The organism is Mycolicibacter sinensis (assembly GCF_001667375.1).
Taxonomy (GTDB): domain Bacteria; phylum Actinomycetota; class Actinomycetes; order Mycobacteriales; family Mycobacteriaceae; genus Mycobacterium; species Mycobacterium sinense_A.
The window spans coordinates 1-20,721 of sequence record NZ_LZIN01000109.1; the positions used below are offsets into that span (position 1 = coordinate 1).

A 20,721-nucleotide genomic window follows, 5' to 3' on the forward strand; every position below is an offset into this window, starting at 1 on the left:
TTTTTTTGCTGTGCCCACCCCCCACAATAAAAATATATCCCCGCCCCCCCCCGCCCGGGCCGGGGGGGGGGGCCCCCGCGCCCGCCCCCCCCCCCCCCCCCCCCCCCCCCCGGCGGCGGCCTATAGCCCCAGCGACTTGGCGATGATCATCTTCATGACCTCGCTGGTCCCGGCATAGATCCGGGCCACTCGGGCATCGGTGTAGAGCCGCGCGATCGGATATTCCATCATGTAGCCGTAGCCGCCGAACAGCTGCAGACACCGGTCGATCACCCGGGCCTGCATCTCGGTGCAGAACAGCTTCACCCGCGCGGCATCGGCCGCCGACAGCTCGCCCTCGACGTGTTCGAGGACCGCCCGGTCCAGCATGCACTGGGCGGCCTCTATCTCGGTGGAGACCGCGGCCAGCTCGAACTTGGTGTTCTGGAACGACGCGACCGGGGAACCGAACACGTTGCGGTTCTTGACGTAGTCGATGGTGGCGGCCAGCGCCGAGCGGGACTGGGCGACCGACCCGACGGCGACGGTGAGCCGTTCCTGGGCCAGGTTGTGGCCCAGGTAGCTGAACGCCTCGCCGTCGGCCCCCAGCCGGTTGGTCACCGGAACCCGGACGTCGGCGAAGGACAGCTCAGCGGTGTCTTGGACCTTGCAGCCCATCTTGTCCAGTTCGCGGCCCCGTTCGAATCCGGGCATGCCGTCCTCGACCACCAGCAGGGTCAGCCCGCGGCGACGGTTATCGGGGTCGGTGGAGGTGCGCGCCACCACGATCACCAGATCGGCCTGGATGCCTCCGGTGATGAACGTCTTGGCGCCGTTGAGGATGTAGTCGTCGCCGTCACGCACCGCGGTGGTGCGCATCCCGGCCAGATCCGACCCGGTGCCGGGCTCGGTCATCGCGATCGCGGTCAGCAGCGTGCCGGCCGCCAGCCCGGGAAACCAGCGCGCCCGCTGCTCGTCGTTGGCGTAATGCAGGAAGTACGGCAGGATCACCTCGAGCTGGGTGCGCACCGTGGAGAGCGTCACCAAAGCGCGCGCCGCCTCCTCCTGCAGCACCACGTTGTAGCGGTAGTCGTCCGCGCCCCCGCCGCCGTACTCCTCGGGGATCGCCATGCCGAGCATCCCCAGCGAGCCCAGGTGTTCGAAGACCGCGCGCGGCATCCGGCCGGCTTTCTCCCACTGCGGATATTCGGGCACCACGTGCTTGTCGACGAAGTCGCGGGCCAGGGCCCGAAACGCCTCATGGTCTTCGGTGAACAGGGTGCGCTGCATGCCCGACGCCCCTAACCGATCAGCTCGACGATGGTGGCGTTGGCGGTGCCGCCGCCCTCGCACATGGTCTGCAGCCCGTAGCGAATCCCGTTGTCGCGCATGTGGTGAATCATCCGGGTCATCAGCACCGCACCGGACGCGCCGAGCGGATGGCCAAGGGCGATCGCTCCGCCGACCGGGTTGAGCAGCTTCTCGTCGGCACCGGTCTCGGCCTGCCAGGCCAGCGGCACCGGCGCGAACGCCTCGTTGACCTCGAACACGCCGATGTCGTCCAGGCGCAGCCCGGCGCGCTTGAGCACCTTCTCGGTGGCCGGGATGGGTCCGGTGAGCATCAGCACCGGGTCGGCTCCGGTCACCGCGCCGGCGGTGTAGCGCACCAGCGGAGTCAGGCCGCGGCGGGCGGCCTCGTCCTCGCTCATCACCAAAAGCGCTGCGGCGCCGTCGGAGATCTGCGAGGAGTTGCCCGCATGGATGACCCCATCGTCGGCAAAGGCCGGCTTGAGCCCGGCCAGCCGCTCGACGGTGCTGCCCGGGCGCACGCCCTCGTCGGCGTCGACGACGGTGCCGTCGTCGGTGGTCACCGCCACGATCTGCTCGTCGAACACGCCACTGCCGCGGGCGGCCGCCGCCCGCTGATGCGACTGCACCGAATACTCGTCGAGGCGGGTGCGGGACAAATCCCAGCGCTGCGCGATCATCTCCGCCGACACGCCCTGGTTGAAGGCGAAACCGTCATAGCGGGCAAGGGCTTTGGGCCCGTAGGGCTCGCCGGTGGCCCGGGCCGCACCCAGCGGCACCCGGCTCATCACCTCGACGCCGCCGGCGACGACGACATCCTGTTGCCCCGACATCACCGCGTGTACGGCGAAGTCGAGGGCCTGCTGGCTGGACCCGCAGGCCCGGTTGACCGTGGTGCCCGGGATGGTCTCGGGCCAGCCCGCGGCCAGCACGGCGTAGCGCCCGATATTGCTGGACTGGTCGCCGACCTGCGACACACAGCCCCACACCACGTCGTCGACGGCGTCGGGGTCGACACCGGTGCGCTGCATCAATTCGTTGAGCACCAGCGCGGACAGGTCCGCGGCGTGCATCCCGGCCAGCCCGCCGTTGCGCTTGCCGACCGGAGTGCGCACCGCCCCGACGATTACCGCCTGTGTCATCTGAACTACTCCGATCTACTTGGCCGGCCACCCGCCGGTGAAGCGCGGGGTGCGCTTCTCGGCGAACGCCGCATAGGCTTCCGCGGCGTCGGTGCCCGCGAAATTGACTATCTGGGCGCGTGATTCGTTCATCAGGGCGGCCGGCAGGGTGGTGTCGGCCCCCTGGTTGAGCAGCGCTTTGGCCTGCGCCAGTGCCCGCGGCGGGCCGGCCGCCAACTTCTCGGCGAGGTCGTCGACGAACCCGTCGATCTCCTCGGCCTCCACCACCCAGGTCACCAGGTTCAGCGCCTGGGCTTCGGCGGCGTCGATGGTCTCGGCCAACAGCGCCAGCCGCTTGGCCTGCTGAAGGCCGGCGATCTTGGGCAGCAACCACGATCCGCCCAGGTCGATCGAGAGTCCCCGCTTCGAGAAGATCTGGCAGAACGTCGATTCCGGCGTCGCGACCACCAGGTCGCAGCCCAGGGCCAGGTTCCAGCCCGCCCCGACCGCCACCCCGGCTACTTTCGCGATGGTCGGCACCGACAGCTCGTGCAGGGCCAGCGCGACGTCGGTGAGGCGTTGCAGCTTCTCCACCGGGTGAACCTCGTCGGGTGTACCGATGTCCGCACCCGAGCAGAACGCGCCGCCGGCGCCGGTGATGATCAGAGCGCGCAGGTCGCGGTCGTCGGCGGCCTCGCGCAACGCATCCCGCAGCGCCCGCCACAGCTGCGGGTTGATCGCGTTCTTGCGGGCGGGCCGGTTCAGGGTGAGGGTGCGCACGCCGTCGCGATCGCTGCGCAGCAGTACCGGGTCGTCGGGGGACATCAGCTGCCAGCCTGCCCGATCGCCCCCTGACCGCGCAGCGCGGCGATGTCGGTGTCGGTGAAACCCAGCTCGCCCAGCACCGCGTCGGTGTGCTCGCCCAGCCCCGGCACCGCGCCCATCGGGGGCTGGTAGCCGGCGATGACCGGCGGCGGCAGCAACGACGGGATCGGTCCGGCGGGGGTGTCGATAGAGCGCCACCGGTCGCGCTCGGCGAGCTGCGGGTGGGCCAATACATCGCTGGGGGTGTTGTAGCGGGCGTTGCCGATTCCGGCGGCATCGGCGGCATCCTGGATCTTGGCCAGGTCGTGGCGGGCGCACCAATCCGCGATCGCCTCGTCCAGGATCGGCCGGTGCGCAACCCGGGCGGCGTTTCCGGCGAAGCGCGGATCGTCGGCCAGGTCGTTGCGGCCCAGCAGTTCGCGGGCCAGCCGCTGCCACTCCCGGTCGTTGGTGGTGCCCAGCACCACGGTGTGCCCGTCGGCGGTCGGGTAGGCGCCGTAGGGCGCCACCGCCGGTGAGCTCATACCCAGTGGCTGCTGGTCGATTCCGGAGTGCCGCGCGTAGGTCAGGTGGTAGCCCATCATCTCGGCCATCGTGTCGAACAGACTCACGGTGATCGACGGTGCCGGCGCGCTGCGGTCTCGGCCGACCAGCAGCGCCATGATCGACAGCGCCGAGTACAGGCCGCTGGTCACGTCGGCCACCGGCGGGCCCGGTTTGGCCGGGGCGCCCGGGTTGCCGGTCACCGAGCACACCCCGGACTCGGCCTGCACCAGCAGGTCGTAGGCGCGCTTGTGCGACAACGGTCCCCCGCTGCCGTAGCCGTCGATCTCGACCGCGATCACGTTCGGGTGCCGGCGCGCCACGTCTGGAGGGGACAGGCCCAGCCGGGCAGTGGCACCGGGTGCGAGGTTGGACACCAGCACGTCGGCGCGGTCGAGTAGCCGGTGCAGAATATCGCGTCCGGCATCGCTTTTCAGGTCGAGGGTGACCGACTCCTTGCCGCGGTTGACCCAGACGAAGTGCGCGGCTTGCCCGTTGACGACGTCGTCGTAGTAGCGGGCGAAGTCGCCGCCGTCGGGATTCTCCACCTTGATGACGCGGGCGCCGAAGTCGGCCAGGGCGCGGGTGCACATCGGTGCCGACACCGCCTGTTCCAGGGCCACCACGGTGACGCCCGCCAGCGGTGCGGCTGACTGTTGGGGCATCACATCACCATGCCACCGTCCACCGGCAGCACCTGCCCGGTGACATAGGAGGCGGCGTCGGAGGCCATGAAGACGAATGCGCCCGCGACCTCGCTGGGCTCGGCCCAGCGCTTCATCGGGATGCGGTTCATCATGTTGGCGGCGAATTTCTCGTTGGTGCGGATCGTCTCGGTCATCGGGGTGGCCGCCAGCGGCGCCAGCGCGTTGACGCAGATCCGCTTGGTGGCCAGCTCGCGGGCCAGCGACTTGGTGAAGCCGATCAGCGCGGCCTTGGCGGCCGAGTAGTTGACCTGCCCGAGGGTGCCGGTCAGCCCGGCGGCCGAGGTCACGTTGACGATGCGCCCGGTGCCGTCGGTCGGAACGTAGGGCAGCACCGCCTGGGTGCAGTTGAACGCGCCGACGGTGTGCACGTCCAGCAGCAGCCGCATCGACTCGGCGCTGAGTTTCTCGAACATCGCCGGGCGGGTCACGCCGGCGTTGTTGATCAAGATGTGGATCTTTCCGTCGGCCAGCTCGGCGGCCTTGCTGGCGGCCGCGTCGGCGGAGTCCCGGTCGGCCACATCCAGCGTGGTGGCCGCAGCCCGGTGCCCGGACGCCGAAATCCGCTCGGCCACTTCAGCGGCCGCGTCACCGTCGATGTCGGTGACCAGCACCGCGGCCCCGGCTTCGGCCAGCGCGGTCGCGACCGCCGACCCGATACCGCCGGCCGCCCCGGTCACCACCGCGCTTCGGCCGCCCAGGTCGAAGTAGCCGGCCATCAGTAACTCCTCGGCAGTCCGAGCACGTGCGAGCCGAGGAAGTTCAGGATCATCTCCTGGCTGACCGGTGCGATCTTCATCAGGCGGGACTCCCGGAAGAACCGGGAGATGTTGTATTCCTCCGAGTAGCCCATGCCGCCGTGGGTCTGCAGCGCGCGGTCGGCTGCCGCGAAACCGGCGTCGGCACACAGGTATTTGGCCATGTTGGCTTCCCGGCCGCAGGGCTCGTTGTTGTCGTAGAGCCAGGTGGCCTTGCGCAGGATCAACTCGGCGGCGTCCAGCCGGGCCAGCGAGTCGGCGAGCGGGAACTGGATGCCCTGGTTCATGCCGATCGGCCGGTCGAACACCACGCGCTCGTTGGCGTACTTGACCGCACGGTCCAGCGCGACCCGGCCGATGCCGAGGGCCTCGGCGGCGATGAGCATGCGCTCCGGGTTGAGCCCGTGCAGGATGTAGGAAAACCCCTTGCCCTCTTCACCGATCCGGTGTTCGGCCGGTACTCGCAGGTCGTCGATGAAAACCTCGTTGGACGACACCGCGTTTCGGCCCATTTTGGTGATAGGCCGGATGTCGACGTGGTCGCGGTCGATGTCGGTGAGGAACAGGGTGAGGCCGTCGGTGGGTTTTGCTACCTCGTCTCGCGGGGTGGTGCGGGTCAGCAGCAGGATCTTCTCGGATTCAAGGGCTTTGGAGATCCACACCTTGCGCCCGTTGACCACATAGTCGCTGCCGTCACGCTTGGCGAAGGTGGTGATACGCGAGGTGTCGAGGCCCGCGGTCGGTTCGGTGACGCCGAAGCACACGTGCAGATCGCCGCTGACGATGCGGGGCAGGGTTTCGGCTTTCATCTCATCCGAGCCGAAGACCACGACCGGCTGCATGCCGAAGATCGACAGATGGATCGCGCTGGCGGCGTTCATGCCGCCGCCGGACCGGGCCACTTCCTCGGCCAAGATGGTGGCCTCGGTGATGCCCAGCCCGTGGCCGCCGTACTCCTCGGGGATGGTCATGCCCAGCCAACCGCCGCCGGCGATGGCGTCGTAGAACTCGCGCGGGAATTCGTGTGCCTGGTCCTTGGTCATCCAGTAGTGGTCGTCGAACTTCGCCGCCAGTTCGGCGACCGACTGCCGGATCAGCTGCTGGTCCTCGGTCAGCTCGAAGCTCATTCCGCCGGACATGATCTCCTCCAGCCCATCAGCACCCCTCGTGGACGTTCATTAGCCGGAAACGAGAATAGCATTCTCGTTTATTGGGTCCCTTCGGCATACCAGGTGCGGAACTCGGCGTAGTTGGGCATCTCCTCGGAGTTGGCCTTGGGGTCGATGCACACGTGGATCACCGCGGTGCCGCCGGCGGCGTAGGCCCGTTTGATCGCCGGTCCGATCTCCGCCTCGTCCTGCACGTATTCCCCGTGACAGCCCATGCCCTCGGCGATCTTGTCGAACCGGACGTCCTTGCTCCAATGCACCCCCGGCTGCGGCGAGGGTTGCTCGAAGGTTCGCTTGTACACCCCGACCTCCAGGCCCCACTGGTGATCGACCCCGACCACGCAGACCAGCGGCAGCCCCAGCCGGGCCGCGGTCTCCAGCTCGGCGATGTGGAACAGGAACGCCGAGTCACTGGTCAGCAGCATCACCGGGCGCTTGCCGCCTTCGGCGACCGAGGCGCCCACCGCATACGGCAGCCCGGTGCCGAGGTGGCCGAAGTTCTGGTTCCACATCACGTCGTGCGGCTTGGCCTGCGAATAGGTCCACTGGAAGATGACGGTGGCGCCGCCGTCGCGGACCATGATGCCGTCGGCGGGAAACGCCTTGGTGGCCTCGACCACGTAGCGGGCCGGATGCACCGGGGAACGACCCGCCGGAGCGGTCTCGGCCAGCTCGGCCAACTGCTCGGCGTCCTGGCGGATCCACCGGTCCAGCTCGGCCGGCCGCGTGCGGGCGCTGTCCCGCAGCGCCTCCACCAACTGCGGTACGACGCCGCGCAGGTCTCCCACCAGCGGCACGTCGATCGGCCGGTTCACCCCGATCGCCAGCGGGTCCTGCTCGACGTAGATCCACTTGCGGTCGGCGTTCTTCTCTGCCCAGTGCCGGGTGGTGCCGTAGTGCACCGGCTCGCCCAGTTCGGTGCCCAGCGCCACGCAGACATCCGAGGCCGCCACCGCCTCGACCGCCGACTGCGAGAACCCGTAGGGGAAGGTGCGATCTTCCAGCCCGGGGATGAACGCGGTGCCGCCGGAGGTCTGGATCACCGGGCAGGCCATCAGCTCGGCGAGCTCGGCGACCGCCGCTCCGCTGCGCGACGTGTGCACGCCGTGGCCCACCAGCAGAATCGGGTTGGCCGCATCGCGGATGAGTTCGACGGCTTCGGCGAGTTCGGCGGCACCGGCCCGCTGGTTGACCAGCCGGTAGCGGTGCGGCTCCGGCGGGGCGGCGACGTCGAGCTCTTCGAGGATCACGTGCGACGGGTATTCGATGTAGGCCGGCCCGGGCGTGCCGGACATGGCGCGCCGGATGGCCTCGTGCACGATCTCATCGGTCTGGTCGGCGTACTCGATCGACGCGCTGTACTTCACCGACGGCGCGAAAAGCTCTTCTTGGCGGACGAATTGGATGCGTCCGCGCCGCACCCGCCGTTCGGTGATGCGGGCCCGCTGGCCGCCCAGGAACACCACCGGCGAGTTCTCCACCTTCGCGCACATCATCGCCCCGGCGATGTTGGCCACCCCCGGCCCCAGGGTGCCGATGCACAGCCCGGGCCGGCCGGTCATCCGCGACGCCGCCTCGGCCATGAATCCGGCGCTCTCCTCGTGGTGCGGGGCCACCACCGACCAGCCGCGCTGTTCGGCCTCGACGAACATGTGCACGAAGTTGGGGTCGGGGATGCCGAACAGCGTGTTGACGCCCTCGGCCTCGAACAATTCCAGTATCCGGCGGTAAACGGGTACACCCACGATCGAAACTCCTTGTTCTGCTTGTTAATACCGTTGAGCGAGACGTTGCCGGTGCGCTGCCGGTGACCCGAACAGCGACCGGTTGAAGACGGCGCGTTTGAGGTAGACGTGGATGCCGCTCTCCCACGTGTAGCCGATGCCGCCGTGCAGCTGCATGGCCTTGCCGACCACGTCGACGGCCGCACCGCAGGTGTAGGACTTCGCCATCGCGACCGCGGTGTCGGACTCGGAGTTGTCGGCTACCACTGCTTCTACGGCCTCGCGCACCAGGGCGCGTGCCACCGCGACTGCGACCCGCATGTCTGCGCAGGCGTGCTTGACGGCCTGGAAGGATCCGATCGGACGGCCGAACTGCCGGCGCGTCTGCGCATAGGAAACCGTCGCGGCCAGCATCGCCTCGGCCAGGCCGAGGCTGTCGCAGGCCACCGCGAGTGCGGCCCGGTTGCGCACGTCCTGGATCCCGTGCGGATCGGCGAATTGCAGCGGCTCGGGAACCTCGATCCCGTCGGCGGCCACGGTGGCCACGGCACGCGTCTCGTCGAGCACCGGTTGCGGTGTGACGGTGAGATCGTCAGCGACCACGACGACTTCGGTGCCGGTGTGATCGGTGGCCAGCACCAGCAGTCGGTCGGCGCCGTCGGCGTCCGGCACGAACTCGGCGCGCCCGGTCAGCCGTCGGTCGGCCGAGACGGTGAACGCTCCGTCGGCCACCGCCAGCCTTAGTCGGCCAACTGCGACGTCGTCGAGCAGTTCGTCACGAACATCGCTGTGCTGCAGTGCGTTCAGCACACCGATAGACAGCACGGCGCCGCCTAGATAGTGCGTGGCCGCGGCGGCCCGGCCCAGTTCTTCGCAGAGCACCGCGACTTCGGCGAACGTCGCGCCGGCCCCGCCCAGCGCGTCGGCGACCTCGAGTCCGACCCACCCGGCGTCGACCAGCGTCGCCCATTCCGTATCCCGCCCCCGGGCCAGTACGTCGGCGGCGACCGCCCGCAGCTCGTTGTGAAGTTCGGCGAAATCCGTTGTCGTCATGGCACGCTCGGCTCTCGCGGTAGCCCCAGGCCGCGTTCTCCGATGATGGTGCGCTGGATCTCGCTGGAGCCGCCGGGAATGGTCCACTCCCAGGAGCCGATGAAGTCCAGCACCCACGATCCGGATTCCCAGCCGCTGGACAACGGTTTGGCCAGTGCGGTGTGCGCGGCCAGCCCACCGATCTCGGCGCCGAAATCGGTGAGGCGCTGCAGCAGTTCGCTGTAGAACAGCTTCACGATCGAGGCGTCGGCCGGCCCGGCCGTGCCGGCCTCGACGTCGCGCACCAACTGCCGGCACACCGCTCGCAGGCCGGTGATCTCGGTTTCCAGCTGCGCCAATTTGTCGGCGACCACCGGGTCGTCGGTCGGGGCGGCCTCGAGCAGCCAGCGGAAACCCGCGCAGCTCAGCCGCTCGGCCAGCTCGAGCATGGTCATGCCCCGTTCGGCGCCCAGGGTCGCCTGCGCGACCTGCCATCCGGCGTTCTCTTCGCCGATCAGGTTGGCCGCCGGGATCACCACGTCGTCGAGGAAGATCTCGCAGAAGTGCTGGTCGCCCACGGCGTTGCGGATCGGCCGCACCTGCACGCCGGGGCTGGCCATGTCCAGCAGGAAATATGAGATGCCCTTGCGCTTGGGGGCGTCCGGGTCGGTGCGAGCCAGCAGCAGACACCACTGGGCGTGGCTCGCGCCGCTGGCCCACAGCTTCTGGCCATTAACCACGTAGCCGTCGCCCACCCGGCGCGCGGAGGTACGCAGCGACGCCAGATCCGAGCCGGCCTCGGGTTCGGAGAAGCCCTGCACCCAGATCTCGCCGTCGCAGATCGCCGGCAGATGCCGCCGGCGCTGCTCCTCGGTGCCGGCAACCAGCAGGGTGGCCGCCGCATGGTGGATGCCGACGAACGCCAGCACCAGCCGCGGCGCGTCGTGCGCCGCTAGCTCCTGGTACAGCACGGCCTGATCGGCCACCGACATGCCGCCGCCCCACTCCCGCGGCCAGTGCGGAACCGCGAACCCGGCGCTGTGCAAGGTGGCAAACCAGCTGCGCTGGAAGTCGGCGAACTCCTGTTCTTCAACCCCGGTTTGGGTGCGGCGCCAGTCCGCCGGGATGTTGTCGGCGCACCACTGGCGCACGTGCGCGCGGAAATCGGCAGCTTCGGTCATCGCCCGGCCGACCGCTTCTGCAAGGCCAGCAGGCGCTCCCGGTGCTCAGGTGTCTTCATGGTGGCCACCTCGGCGGCGAACCCGGCCTGCAGGGGGCCGGCCAGCACCTGCGACAGGTACATGTTGACCACCCGCTTGGTGCCTTGCAGCGCCTCGGGCGGCTCGGCGGCCAGCCGCTCGGCCAGCTGATGTGCCTGCGGCAACAGCTCTTCGGGTGCGATGCGGCGGCTGGCCAGTCCGAGTTCCACGGCGGTGGCGGCGTCGATCCGGTCGCCGGTGTAGAGGTATTCGCGCGACCGCAGGATCGGGGTGAGCAACGGCCACAGTGCGGCGCCGCCGTCGCCGGCCACCAGCCCGACCGCGACGTGCGGGTCGGCGAAATAGGCTGCCTCCGAGATCAATACGATGTCGCAGAGCAGCGCCACGCTGCAGCCCAGTCCGACCGCGGGGCCGTTGACCGCCGCGATGATCGGCAGCGGGAAGCGCAGCATCTCCTCGACGATCGCAGCGCCTTCGCGGATGCTCTCGTCGCGTGCCACTTGGTCGTCGAGGAAGCTGGTGATCCAGTTCAGGTCACCGCCCGCAGAGAAGGCCCGCCCGGCGCCGGTGAGCACCACCACCCGGATCGCCTTGTCGGCGGCCAGCTGCCGCCACACGTTGGCCAGACCGGCGTGCAGGCCCGCGTTGACGCTGTTGAGCTCCTCTGGGCGGTTGATCGTCACGGTGCGCACCGGCCCGTCGCCGGTCACCGTGATCTCGCGCGGCAGCTCGTATGTCATGAGTACAGGCCCGCCAATCCGGCGCGGCCGGTGCGACTGACCAGCCGCTCCCGGGTCGCCGAGAGACACCACGGCAACCGGCGCAGCGGCTGGCTGTAGCGCGACAACCAGGACAGCGCCGTCTCGTCGCAGAACCCGACCGCACCGTGCAGCTGATGGCAGACCCGGAACACCACCTCGGCGGCGTCCAGGGCCGCCGAGCGCAGCGCCAGGGCGTCGGCGACCGCGTCGGGGCGCCCGGCCGCGATGCTCCACAGCGCGTACTTGGCCAGCATGTCCAGCCCGCTGCGTTCTACCTCGGCGTCGGTCAGCTGGAACTGCACGCCCTGGAACTTGGCCAGCGGCTGGCCGAACTGTTCCCGCAGCCGCACATGGGCGATCGTCAGATCCAGCGCCCGATCCAGCATCCCCAGCAGTGTCCAGCACGGCAGCACCAGAGCCAGTGCCACATCGTCGGCACCGTGGGCGTCGATCTCGGTCAGCGTCAGCTCGGCCACCAGAGCCGGCCCGGCAGCGGACTGCGCCACCACGGTGCTGCGCACTCCGGCCAGGGTGACCGCGGCCCACCGCTTGGACAGTCCGGCCACCGCGCCGGCCGGGGCCTGCTCGTCGACCACGATCAGACCGTCCGCGTCCAGATCAGCGGGCACAGCGAGACGTTCGGCCAGCGGATAGGGCAGCGCCCAGTAACCGGCGCTGCGGCACAGCGCGGCCGCGGCTTCGAGTTCGTCGGCATCGGCACGAGGCTTGAGGTCGAACGCGCCCAGCCCCTGCAGGATCGGCCCCACCAGTTGTTCGCGCCCGGCCGGGTCGGCGTCGGCGCGCATTACCAAATCGTCGCCACCGGCCGCTTCGAACGCCCGCCGCGCCGCCCGCCCGTATTCGTCAGCGCCGTCGCCGAGTTCGAGGATCATCGCGGCGCCGCCAGCAGGGCACGGGAGAGCAGGATGCGCTGCATCTCGATGCTTCCCGACGACACGGTGGCAGCCTGCGAGTAGCGCCAGTGGTCTTCGACCTCGGCGCGGAACCACTGCGCCTGCGCGCCGGCCGGCGCTTCGGCGGCGATCTCCATCAGCACCTCCGCACTTTCCTGGTCCAGGCGGGTGACCGCGATCCGGTAGGCGGCGGCGTCGCCGGGCGCAACGCGTCCGCTGTCCTGCAGCGCCACAATGCGATACGCCAACAGCCGGGCGCGGCGGCAGTGGGTGAGCATCCGCACCCAGCGGGCCACCAGCTCGCCGGGCAGCGTCTCCCAGCGCTGCCCGAGCGCGTCCGGGGCGGCGGCCAGCAGTCGTTCGCAGCGCGCATACCGGGCGATGCCCACCCGCTCGTACGACATCACGTCCTGCACGACCGACCAGCCCGCGTCGACGGCGCCGAGCACGTCGGCGTCGGTGACGCGCAGGTCGTCGAAGAACACCTCGTTGAGGTGATGCGGGCCCATCATGGTGCCGATCGGCCGGACCTGGATCGCCGGGTTGTCCATCGGCACTAGGAAGATGGTCAGGCCCTGCTGCTTTTTGGTGACCGCCCCCTCCCCCACCCGGGTGGTGCGGGCCAGCAGGAAGCACCACTGCGCCATGGTGGCATACGACGTCCAGATCTTCTGGCCGTTGATCAGCCAGCCGTCGGAAGCATCCCGGCGGGCCGTGGTGCGCAGCGACGCCAGGTCCGAGCCGGCCTCGGGCTCGGAGAACCCCTGACACCAAATCACCTCGCCGGCCGCGATCGGCGGTAGATGTCGGCGCTGCTGTTCGGGGGTGCCGTGCCGCATGATGATGGGCCCGACCCAGTTCACCCCCATGTACTGCGCCCCGCGTGGTTCGTGGTGCGCCCACATCTCCTCGCGGACCACGGTCTGCTCCCACACCGAGGCGTCCGCCCCGCCGAACTCCTTCGGCCAGGACAGGCACAGCAGGTCACGCTCGGCCAGCACCCGGCAGAACCGTTGTGCGGCGGCCAGATCGGTGGGATTGTCGGTGAACGCGCCCGGAAACCGCTCCGGCAGCTCCTGGTGGATCAGTTCGCGCAGCTGCCCGCGCAGCTCACCGGCCCGGGTGCCCATGTCGAAGTCCAGGGTCATGAGGCGCCCTGCTCGAGTCCGAGTTCGGCGAGCACCGCCGTGGTGTGCGCCCCCAGCTCCGGCGCCGGGCCGGCGACCCGGCCGGGGGTACCCGACAGCCAGGTGGGCACGCCGGGGAAACGCACCGGGCCGTTCGGGGTTTCCACGGTCTCGAACAAGCCGACCGCGTTGAGGTGCGGGTCGTCGAAGAGATCGCCGGGGGTGTTCAGCGGGGCGGCCGGAATCTCGAGCTCGCGCAACAACTTCAGCCACTGCGCGGTGGTGCGCTCCTTCATCGTCTCGGCCACCAGCCCGTAGACGGTGTCGATCCGCTGGGCCCGCTGCGCCAAGGTGGCGTATTGCGCAGAGGCCCAAGGCGGCTGCACCGCGTCGATGAAGGCGTTCCAGTGTTTGTCGTTGTAGATCAGCGCGGCGATCTGCCCGTCGCTGGTGTCGTAGGGCCGCCGGTTGGGCGCCACCGTGCGGGGGTAGACGGCCGAGCCCAGGGGCGGGTCGAACATCGCGCCGTTGGCGTGTTCGACGAGCATGAACGAGGCCATGGTCTCGAACATCGCGACCTCGACCTCCTGGCCCTGGCCGGTGCGCTCCCGGTGGAACAGCGCCATCATCGTGGCGTACAGGGCGGTCAGCCCGGCGATCTTGTCGGCCATGATGGTGCCCACGTAGTCGGCCCGCCCGGTGAGTTGCTGCTGCACGGCGGGCAGCCCGCATTCGGCCTGGATGGTGTCGTCATAGGCCGGGCGGTCGCCGTCCGGTCCGCGCCGGCCATAGCCGTAGCAATTGGTGTAGACGATCCCCGGGTTGAGGGCGGCCACCGCGGGATAGTCGAACCCCAGCTTCGCGATCGCCTTGGCCCGCATCGAGTGGATGAACACGTCAGCGGTTGCGATCAGCGCAGCCATCGGCGCTTTGCCCTCGTCGGTGCGCAGATCCAGCACGATGCCACGCTTGCCGCGGTTGACGTTGACGAACACCCCGCTCATGTCCGGCGCCGGGCCCGCCGAGATGTAGCGAGTGGCGTCACCCTCGGGCGGCTCGACCTTGATGACGTCGGCGCCCATGTCGGCCATGATCTGCGTGCAGTAGGGGCCCATCACCATCGTCGTCAGATCGATGACCCGCACCCCGCGCAGCGGACCACCCGCCGAGACCTCCCCCGCGCCATCAGCCGTCAATTGTTCGGACAAATTACTCCGTTCTGCGTATTGCAGAACACTATTCCGCAGGGCTTATTCACCCGTCAAGGGCGCGGCGCCGATCTACGCCAGCTATTGTCTGGACTAAGGACGCTTGATAACGTCCGGAGTCATGACGGATCCGCTCTCCCGTGACGGCCGCACCAGTCCGGCGATCGCGGCGGGCTGGCGCCTGGAGCGGATCACCGCCCCGAGCCGGCTGTTCGGCGCCAACGGCCTGCGGACCGGTCCGGACGGCCGGGTCTACGTCGCGCAGGTGACCGGCAGCCAGATCAGTGCGCTGGACGTGGCCACCGGGGACCTGGTCGCGGTGAGCCCCCGCGGCGGGGACGTCGTCGCGCCCGACGACGTCGCCTTCGACGGCGCCGGAAACCTGTACGCCACCGAGGTGATGGACGCCCGCGTCAGTGTGCTCGACACCTCTGGACGCGGCCGGGTGCTGCGCGACGACCTGCCCTGCGCCAACGGGATCACCGTGCATCGCGACCGGCTGTTCATCGGGGAATGCCGCGACGGCGGGCGGCTGATGGAGCTCGACCGGGCCACCGGCGCCCAGCGCATCCTGGCCGAGAATCTGCCGTCCCCCAACGCCATGGAAGTCGGCCCCGACGGGCTGTTGTACTTCCCGGTGATGACCGCCAACGAGATCTGGCGGATCGACCCGGACGCCGATGATGCTGTGCCGCAACGGGTTGCCGGCGAGCTGGGCGTGCCCGACTCGGTGAAGTTCGACGCGCAGGGCTTCATCGTCTCCACCCAGGCGGCCAGCGGTGCGGTGTTGCGCATCGACCCGCGCACCGGCGAGCGCACCGTGCTGGCGCAGCTGGCGCCCGGGCTGGACAACTGCACTTTCGTCGACGGCGCGCTGTTCGTCTCCAACTTCAGCGGCGAGATCACCCGGATCGCCGCCGGCGGCGACGTGTCCACGGCGCTGCCCGGCGGCCTGAACTGGCCGCTGGATCTCACCGTCGACGAGAACGGCACCCTCTACGTCGCCGACGGCACCTACTTCTACGCGGTCGGCCCGGGCGGGCAGCTGCGGACGCTCGGAATGCTGTTCACGCCCGGCTATCCCGGCTTCATCCGCGGGGTGTCCGCGCTGGGCTCCGGCGAGTTCGTCGTCACCACCTCCGGCGGGCAGGTCAGCCGCTACGTGCCCGCCGAGTCACGCAGCGAGGTGCTCGCCGACGGCTTCGACCAGCTCTACGGGGTGGCCGCGGGATCCGCCGGCGTGGTCGTCACCGAGTTCGGCACCGGCCGGGTGCTGGGCGTGGGCGACGGCACCGTCGAGGTACTCGCCGCCGGGCTGGCGGGCCCGGTCGGGATCGTCCGCGCCGATGACGGGGCCTACCTGGTGGCCGAATCCGGCGCCGGGCGGGTGGGGGGGGGGGGGGGCGCCGGCGTCACGCCGGTGGTCGACGGATTGTCCTGCCCGCAAGGCATTCTGGCGGCCGGCCGCCGGCTCTACATCGTCGACGCCGGCGCCCGCCAAGCTCTCGCCGTCGACCTCGACACCGGGACGCGGCAGGTGCTCGCCGACGGGCTGCCGATCGGGCCGCCGCCGGGCGTGCAGCCCAAACCGCTCAAGGGCATGCCGCCGTTCTCCGGACCGCAGGGCCCGTTCGCCGGAATCGCACGCGGGGCCGACGGCACCCTGTTCGTCGCCGCCGACGGGGACGGCAGCGTGCTGGCACTACACCCGGTGAACCCGTGACCGATCACCGCTACCTGAAGGTCGCGCGGGTGCTGCGCAAAGAGATTGCCGACGGGGTGTATCCGATCGGCTCTCAGCTGCCCACCGAACACGAACTGTGCGAACGGTTCACCGTGAGCCGCTACACAGTCCGCGAGGCGCTGCGGCGGCTGCGCGAGGACAACCTGGTGGTGTCCCGGCCGCGGGCGGGCACTGTGGTGATTCCCCGCACCGTGACGAACTGCTACGCCCACGACGTGGTGTCGATCGACGACCTGGTCGCGTTCGCGGCCGGCTCCTCGTTCGAGATCGACTCGAACGCCATGATCACCATCGATGACGACGACGTCGCCGCGCGCACCGGTCTGCCGGCGGGGAGCGACTGGCTGGCGGTGCGCGGCAATCGGCGAGCCGAGAACCAGACGGCGCCGATCTGCCGGACCGAGTACTACATCAACCGGGCCTTCGCCGGTGTGGGCCGGTTGCTGCAACGCCACTCCGGTCCGATCTTCCCGTTGATCGAGGATGTGTTCGGGGTCAGCATCGTCGAGGTGCGCCAGCACATCCGCGCGGTGATCATCACCGCAGAACTCGCCGAACAGCTGGCCGTCGAACCCGGCGCCGCCGCACTGCAGATGCAACGCAGCTACACCACCTCCGAGGGTGAGATCGCTCAGGTGACGGTGAACACCCATGCCGGCGACGACTACCGGTACTCGATGACGCTGCACCGGGTGACGGGACAGCCCGGCCCGTGACAACGCTGGGCGACACCCTCGCGGAAGCGGCCGCGCAGGACCCCGGCCGCGTGCTGCTCGTCGACGGCGAGACCCGGCTGACCTGCGGGGAGCTGGACACCCGGGCACGGGCACTGGCCGGTGCGATGGCAGCCAAAATGCCGACCGGCAGCGTGGTGTCATTCATGCTGCCCAACTGGCATGAGGCCGCCGTCGTCTATCTGGCCGCGACCCTGGCCGGGATGGTGGTCAACCCGATCCTGCCGTCGCTGCGCGAGGCGGAACTGTCGTTCATCCTCACCGACTCGGGCAGCCGAATGCTGTTCGCACCGCAGCGCTTTCGCGGCCACGACTACGCGGGCATGCTGGCCCGGGTGACCGGCGCGATCGCCGAGCCGCCGGAGGTGGTGCTGGTACGCGCGGGCCGCACCGACTTCCCGGGGCCGCCCGGGGGCGACACCGCGCTGCCCCACGTCGATCCCGATGCGGTCCGGCTGCTGCTGTACACCTCGGGCACCACCGGCCGGGCCAAAGGCGTGCTGCACAGTCATCGTTCGATCAACGCGTTGATCGAGCAGCTGGCCCAGCACTGGATGATCGACCCGGGTGACCGCTTCCTGGTGCCGTCCCCGATCGCCCACATCGGCGGGTCGATCTACGCCTTCGAAGCCCCGCTGCTGCTGGAGACCACCGCCGTACTGATGGACACCTGGGACGCCGAGGCGGCCGTGCAGCTCATGCTCGCCGAACACTGCACGCATGTGGCCGGGGCGACACCGTTTCTCGCCCAGCTGCTGGCCGCCGCCCGGCGCGCCGGCACCCGGCTGCCCGACCTGAAGCTGTTCGTCTGCGGCGGCGCGTCGGTCCCGGCCTCGTTGATCCGGGAAGCGGCCGGCTATTTCGACGGCGCCGCCGTCACCCGGGTATACGGGTCCAGCGAGGTTCCGGTCAGCACCGTGGGCGCGGTCGGCGCCGGTGAGGCTCGCTACGCCGCCGACACCGACGGCCGGGCCGGGATCGCCGACATCAAGCTGGTCGCCCACCATGGGACCCCGCCGGGTGAAGGCGAGATCTATGTCCGTGGACCGCAGATGCTGGTGGGTTATCAGCATCCCGAGGACGAGTGCTTGGACGCCGAAGGCTATTTCGCCACCGGCGATCTCGGCCGCTGGGTCGACGACGATTATCTGCTGGTCACCGGCCGGCTCAAGGACGTCATCATCCGCAACGGCGAGAACATCTCTGCGCGCGAAGTCGAAGACATCCTGGCCGGCCATCCCGGAATCGCCGAGATCGTGGTCGTCGGCATCCCCGATGCGCGCACCGGGGAACGGGCCTGTGCGGTGATCGTTCCGGCCGGCGACACCGGTCCCGGCGTCGCGGAGCTGCGCGCCATGCTGACCGCGCAGGGTGTCGCGGTGTTCAAGGCCCCCGAGCAGGTGGAGATCTGGGACGAACTGCCGAAGAACGACGCCGGCAAGGTCGTCAAACAGCAGATCCGGGCCGTGCTGGCCCGGGCGAAGGCAGGTGAGTGAACATGCAGGTGGCGATCGTGACAGGCGCCAGCAGTGGAATCGGATTCGGCTGCGCCACAAAGCTTGCCGCGGACGGTATGGCGGTGCTGGGGACCGGACGTGACGAACAGCGGTTGGCGGAGCTGGCGGCGGCGGTGCCAGATCCCGATCGCATCGCCACCGTGGCCGTCGACCTGACCGCCCCCGACGCGCCCACGCGAATCGTCGACGCCGCCCTGGCCCGCTGGGGCCGGGTGGACTTCCTGATCAACAATGCCGGTGTCGGCAGCCCCAAACCACTGCACGAAACCGACGACGAATCACTCGACCACTTCCTGAACCTGATGCTGCGGGCACCGTTTCGGCTGGCGCGCGACGTGCTGCCTCACCTGCGCCCCGGATCGGCGATCATCAACGTCACCTCCACCTTCGCGGTGGTCGGCGGGCTGCGCGGCGGGGCGTACTCCGCAGCCAAGGGCGGCCTGACCGCACTGACCACCCACATCGCCTGCCAGTACGGCGCACAGGGCATCCGGTGCAACGCGGTGGCGCCCGGGGTCACCGTGACGCCGATGGTCGAAAAACGGCTCGACGACCCCCGATTCCGCAAGATCAACACCGAGATGACGCCCTATCCGCGGCTGGGCCGGGTGGACGACATCGCCAATACCGTCGCCTTTTTGTGCTCGGAGGCGGGTGCGTTCATCAACGGCCAGACCATCGTGGTCGACGGCGGCTGGAGCTCGACCAAATATCTCTCGGACTTCGGGCTCGACTCCCACTGGGTTCAGCCGTGAATCTGTTCGCGTGTCTGGATCAGGCCGCGTCCGGGTTCGGCGAGCGCGGCGCGGTGTATCACGGTGTGCGCCAACTGTATACCTGGACCGAGCTTGCCGATCGCGCCCGACGCTTGGCGGCATCGCTGCGCGCGGCGGTGGCACCCGGCGCGCGGATCGCGATCGCCAGCGAGAACCGGCCCGAGATCATCGAGCTGATGTTCGCCACCTGGGCGGCCGACTGCGTCGTCGTCCCACTCAACTACAAGCTGCACCCGCGGGAGATGGCCCAGATCATCTCCGACGCCGGGGCGGCCTGGGTCTTCGCCTCCCCGGCGCTGACGCCCGACCTGGCGGCGGTCGTCGACACCCCGGTCGAAATCCTCGGCAGCGCCGAATATCTGGAGCGATTCCACAACGAGCCGTCCAAACCACCCGACCCGGATCCGTCCCGGCTGGCGTGGCTGTTCTACACCAGTGGCACCACCGGACGCTCGAAGGGCGCGATGCTGACCCACCGCAACCTGATGGCGATGACGGTGGCGCACCTCGCCGACCTCGACGACCCCGACGCCGACTGCAGCCTGATCCACGGCGCCCCGATGTCGCACGGGTCCGGCCTGTACATCGCGCCCTACGTGCTGCGCGGGGCGCGGCAGGTGGTGCCGGCCTCCGGCTCGTTCGACGCCGACGAGTTCCTCGACCTGTGCGGGCATCACCACGGCGCCACCGCATTCCTGGCGCCGACGATGGTGGCGCGTCTGGTGCGCACCGCACGCGAGCGACCGGGCCACCTGCGCACCATCATCTACGGTGGCGGTCCGATGTACCTCGGGGACCTCAAGCGTGCGCTGGCCGCATTCGGGCCGGTGTTCGCCCAGCTCTACGGTCAGGGCGAGGCGCCGATGACCATCACCGGCCTGAGCCGCGCCGACCATTCCGGTGACGACGCGATCCTGGCTTCGGTGGGCCGGCCGCGCTCTGGTGTGGAGGTGGCGGTGTTGCGCGAGGACGGCACGCCCGCCCCGGCCGGCGAGGTCGGCGAGATCGTCTGCCGCGGCGACGTGGTGATGGCCGGGTACTGGAACAACCCGGGCGCGACCGCCGAGGCCATCAACGAGGACGGCTGGCTGTTCACCGGCGACCAGGGCTCCTTCGACGACCGCGGCTACCTCACCCTGCGGGACCGCTCGAAGGACGTGGTGATCAGCGGTGGCAGCAACATCTATCCGCGCGAGGTCGAGGAGGCGCTGCTGAACCATCCCGGCGTCTCCGAAGCCGGCGTGGTGGGCGCGCCGGATCCCGAGTGGGGCGAGATCGTGGTCGCGTTCGTCGTCGGCGATGCCTCCGCCGCCGAGCTGGACGCCCATCTGCTGCAACGCATCGCCCGGTTCAAGCGCCCGAAACGCTACGAGTTCGTCGACGCGTTGCCCAAGAACAGCTACGGCAAGGTGCTCAAACGGGAGCTGCGCGCCCAGCTGGGCTGAGCCGGTGGTTTGTGTTCGACATGGTCAGTTGGCGTTGTTCGGTGGTGGTTGGGGTTGGAAGGGTTGGTACCACCACCATTGGGCGCGTTCGCCGGTCGGTCCGGGGCAGGGT

At 69.6% G+C, this 20,721-nt stretch carries 18 protein-coding genes; 5 read left to right on the plus strand and 13 right to left on the minus strand.

Annotated elements, in window-relative coordinates; translation table 11 throughout:
* Positions 1 to 120 precede the first annotated feature (120 nt).
* From A5771_RS21430 to A5771_RS21490, 13 genes are all read right to left on the minus strand, one after another.
* Positions 121 to 1,269: an acyl-CoA dehydrogenase family protein gene (locus A5771_RS21430; protein WP_064857212.1), complete on the minus strand. Its 1,149-nt coding sequence runs from the start codon at positions 1,267 to 1,269 to the stop codon at positions 121 to 123.
* An 11-nt stretch (positions 1,270 to 1,280) separates the two neighbouring features.
* Positions 1,281 to 2,429, minus strand: coding sequence for a thiolase family protein (locus A5771_RS21435; RefSeq protein WP_064857213.1), 1,149 nt, complete (start codon positions 2,427 to 2,429; stop codon positions 1,281 to 1,283).
* 15 nt (positions 2,430 to 2,444) lie between these two features.
* The gene (locus A5771_RS21440) at positions 2,445 to 3,236 is read right to left on the minus strand and encodes an enoyl-CoA hydratase/isomerase family protein (protein ID WP_064857228.1); all 792 of its coding nucleotides are present in this window, start codon (positions 3,234 to 3,236) and stop codon (positions 2,445 to 2,447) included.
* A complete protein-coding gene (locus A5771_RS21445; RefSeq protein WP_064857214.1) occupies positions 3,233 to 4,441 on the minus strand; it encodes a CaiB/BaiF CoA transferase family protein in 1,209 nt (402 codons plus the stop codon). Before A5771_RS21445 ends, A5771_RS21440 begins: the two co-directional genes overlap by 4 nt.
* Complete coding sequence (locus A5771_RS21450; RefSeq protein ID WP_064857215.1) at positions 4,441 to 5,199, minus strand: SDR family NAD(P)-dependent oxidoreductase; 759 nt, start codon at positions 5,197 to 5,199, stop codon at positions 4,441 to 4,443. The genes A5771_RS21445 and A5771_RS21450 overlap by 1 nt, the downstream gene beginning before the upstream one ends.
* Positions 5,199 to 6,377, minus strand: a complete 1,179-nt coding sequence (locus tag A5771_RS21455; protein ID WP_082947385.1) for an acyl-CoA dehydrogenase family protein — start codon at positions 6,375 to 6,377, stop codon at positions 5,199 to 5,201. The genes A5771_RS21450 and A5771_RS21455 overlap by 1 nt, the downstream gene beginning before the upstream one ends.
* 68 nt (positions 6,378 to 6,445) lie before the next feature.
* Positions 6,446 to 8,152, minus strand: coding sequence for a thiamine pyrophosphate-binding protein (locus tag A5771_RS21460; RefSeq protein ID WP_064857217.1), 1,707 nt, complete (start codon positions 8,150 to 8,152; stop codon positions 6,446 to 6,448).
* Between the two features lie 24 nt (positions 8,153 to 8,176).
* Positions 8,177 to 9,184 (minus strand): acyl-CoA dehydrogenase family protein, encoded by a 1,008-nt coding sequence (locus tag A5771_RS21465; protein ID WP_064857218.1) that lies wholly within the window; start codon positions 9,182 to 9,184, stop codon positions 8,177 to 8,179.
* The gene (locus A5771_RS21470) at positions 9,181 to 10,344 is read right to left on the minus strand and encodes an acyl-CoA dehydrogenase family protein (RefSeq protein ID WP_064857219.1); all 1,164 of its coding nucleotides are present in this window, start codon (positions 10,342 to 10,344) and stop codon (positions 9,181 to 9,183) included. Before A5771_RS21470 ends, A5771_RS21465 begins: the two co-directional genes overlap by 4 nt.
* Entirely contained in the window at positions 10,341 to 11,123 is a 783-nt protein-coding gene (locus A5771_RS21475) for an enoyl-CoA hydratase/isomerase family protein (protein WP_064857220.1), read from the minus strand. The genes A5771_RS21470 and A5771_RS21475 overlap by 4 nt, the downstream gene beginning before the upstream one ends.
* A complete protein-coding gene (locus A5771_RS21480; protein ID WP_064857221.1) occupies positions 11,120 to 12,037 on the minus strand; it encodes an acyl-CoA dehydrogenase family protein in 918 nt (305 codons plus the stop codon). Before A5771_RS21480 ends, A5771_RS21475 begins: the two co-directional genes overlap by 4 nt.
* Positions 12,034 to 13,206, minus strand: coding sequence for an acyl-CoA dehydrogenase family protein (locus tag A5771_RS21485; protein ID WP_064857222.1), 1,173 nt, complete (start codon positions 13,204 to 13,206; stop codon positions 12,034 to 12,036). Before A5771_RS21485 ends, A5771_RS21480 begins: the two co-directional genes overlap by 4 nt.
* The gene (locus A5771_RS21490; RefSeq protein ID WP_082947386.1) at positions 13,203 to 14,339 is read right to left on the minus strand and encodes a CaiB/BaiF CoA transferase family protein; all 1,137 of its coding nucleotides are present in this window, start codon (positions 14,337 to 14,339) and stop codon (positions 13,203 to 13,205) included. The genes A5771_RS21485 and A5771_RS21490 overlap by 4 nt, the downstream gene beginning before the upstream one ends.
* A 175-nt stretch (positions 14,340 to 14,514) precedes the next feature.
* Here A5771_RS21490 and A5771_RS21495 point away from each other — a divergent pair, with 175 nt between their 5' ends.
* From A5771_RS21495 to A5771_RS21515, 5 genes are read left to right on the plus strand one after another with little or no spacing between them, the layout of a single operon-like run.
* Positions 14,515 to 16,116, plus strand: a complete 1,602-nt coding sequence (locus tag A5771_RS21495; protein ID WP_064857223.1) for an SMP-30/gluconolactonase/LRE family protein — start codon at positions 14,515 to 14,517, stop codon at positions 16,114 to 16,116.
* Entirely contained in the window at positions 16,113 to 16,853 is a 741-nt protein-coding gene (locus tag A5771_RS21500) for a GntR family transcriptional regulator (protein ID WP_064857224.1), read from the plus strand. The genes A5771_RS21495 and A5771_RS21500 overlap by 4 nt, the downstream gene beginning before the upstream one ends.
* Positions 16,850 to 18,367, plus strand: a complete 1,518-nt coding sequence (locus tag A5771_RS21505; RefSeq protein WP_064857225.1) for an AMP-binding protein — start codon at positions 16,850 to 16,852, stop codon at positions 18,365 to 18,367. Before A5771_RS21500 ends, A5771_RS21505 begins: the two co-directional genes overlap by 4 nt.
* 2 nt (positions 18,368 to 18,369) lie before the next feature.
* Positions 18,370 to 19,143, plus strand: coding sequence for an SDR family NAD(P)-dependent oxidoreductase (locus tag A5771_RS21510; protein ID WP_064857226.1), 774 nt, complete (start codon positions 18,370 to 18,372; stop codon positions 19,141 to 19,143).
* A complete protein-coding gene (locus A5771_RS21515; RefSeq protein WP_064857227.1) occupies positions 19,140 to 20,609 on the plus strand; it encodes an AMP-binding protein in 1,470 nt (489 codons plus the stop codon). The genes A5771_RS21510 and A5771_RS21515 overlap by 4 nt, the downstream gene beginning before the upstream one ends.
* Positions 20,610 to 20,721: the final 112 nt, after the last annotated feature.

What these genes read in the sequence shown, in the direction of transcription:
- A5771_RS21450 (WP_064857215.1), bottom strand. Translation starts at nt 5,199, where the DNA reads ATGGCCGGCTACTTCGACCTGGGCGGCCGAAGCGCGGTGGTGACCGGG.
- A5771_RS21495 (WP_064857223.1), top strand. Translation starts at nt 14,515, where the DNA reads ATGACGGATCCGCTCTCCCGTGACGGCCGCACCAGTCCGGCGATCGCG.
- A5771_RS21485 (WP_064857222.1), bottom strand. Translation starts at nt 13,206, where the DNA reads ATGACCCTGGACTTCGACATGGGCACCCGGGCCGGTGAGCTGCGCGGG.
- A5771_RS21510 (WP_064857226.1), top strand. Translation starts at nt 18,370, where the DNA reads ATGCAGGTGGCGATCGTGACAGGCGCCAGCAGTGGAATCGGATTCGGC.
- A5771_RS21455 (WP_082947385.1), bottom strand. Translation starts at nt 6,377, where the DNA reads ATGTCCGGCGGAATGAGCTTCGAGCTGACCGAGGACCAGCAGCTGATC.
- A5771_RS21470 (WP_064857219.1), bottom strand. Translation starts at nt 10,344, where the DNA reads ATGACCGAAGCTGCCGATTTCCGCGCGCACGTGCGCCAGTGGTGCGCC.
- A5771_RS21465 (WP_064857218.1), bottom strand. Translation starts at nt 9,184, where the DNA reads ATGACGACAACGGATTTCGCCGAACTTCACAACGAGCTGCGGGCGGTC.
- A5771_RS21445 (WP_064857214.1), bottom strand. Translation starts at nt 4,441, where the DNA reads ATGCCCCAACAGTCAGCCGCACCGCTGGCGGGCGTCACCGTGGTGGCC.
- A5771_RS21430 (WP_064857212.1), bottom strand. Translation starts at nt 1,269, where the DNA reads ATGCAGCGCACCCTGTTCACCGAAGACCATGAGGCGTTTCGGGCCCTG.
- A5771_RS21480 (WP_064857221.1), bottom strand. Translation starts at nt 12,037, where the DNA reads ATGATCCTCGAACTCGGCGACGGCGCTGACGAATACGGGCGGGCGGCG.
- A5771_RS21475 (WP_064857220.1), bottom strand. Translation starts at nt 11,123, where the DNA reads ATGACATACGAGCTGCCGCGCGAGATCACGGTGACCGGCGACGGGCCG.
- A5771_RS21435 (WP_064857213.1), bottom strand. Translation starts at nt 2,429, where the DNA reads ATGACACAGGCGGTAATCGTCGGGGCGGTGCGCACTCCGGTCGGCAAG.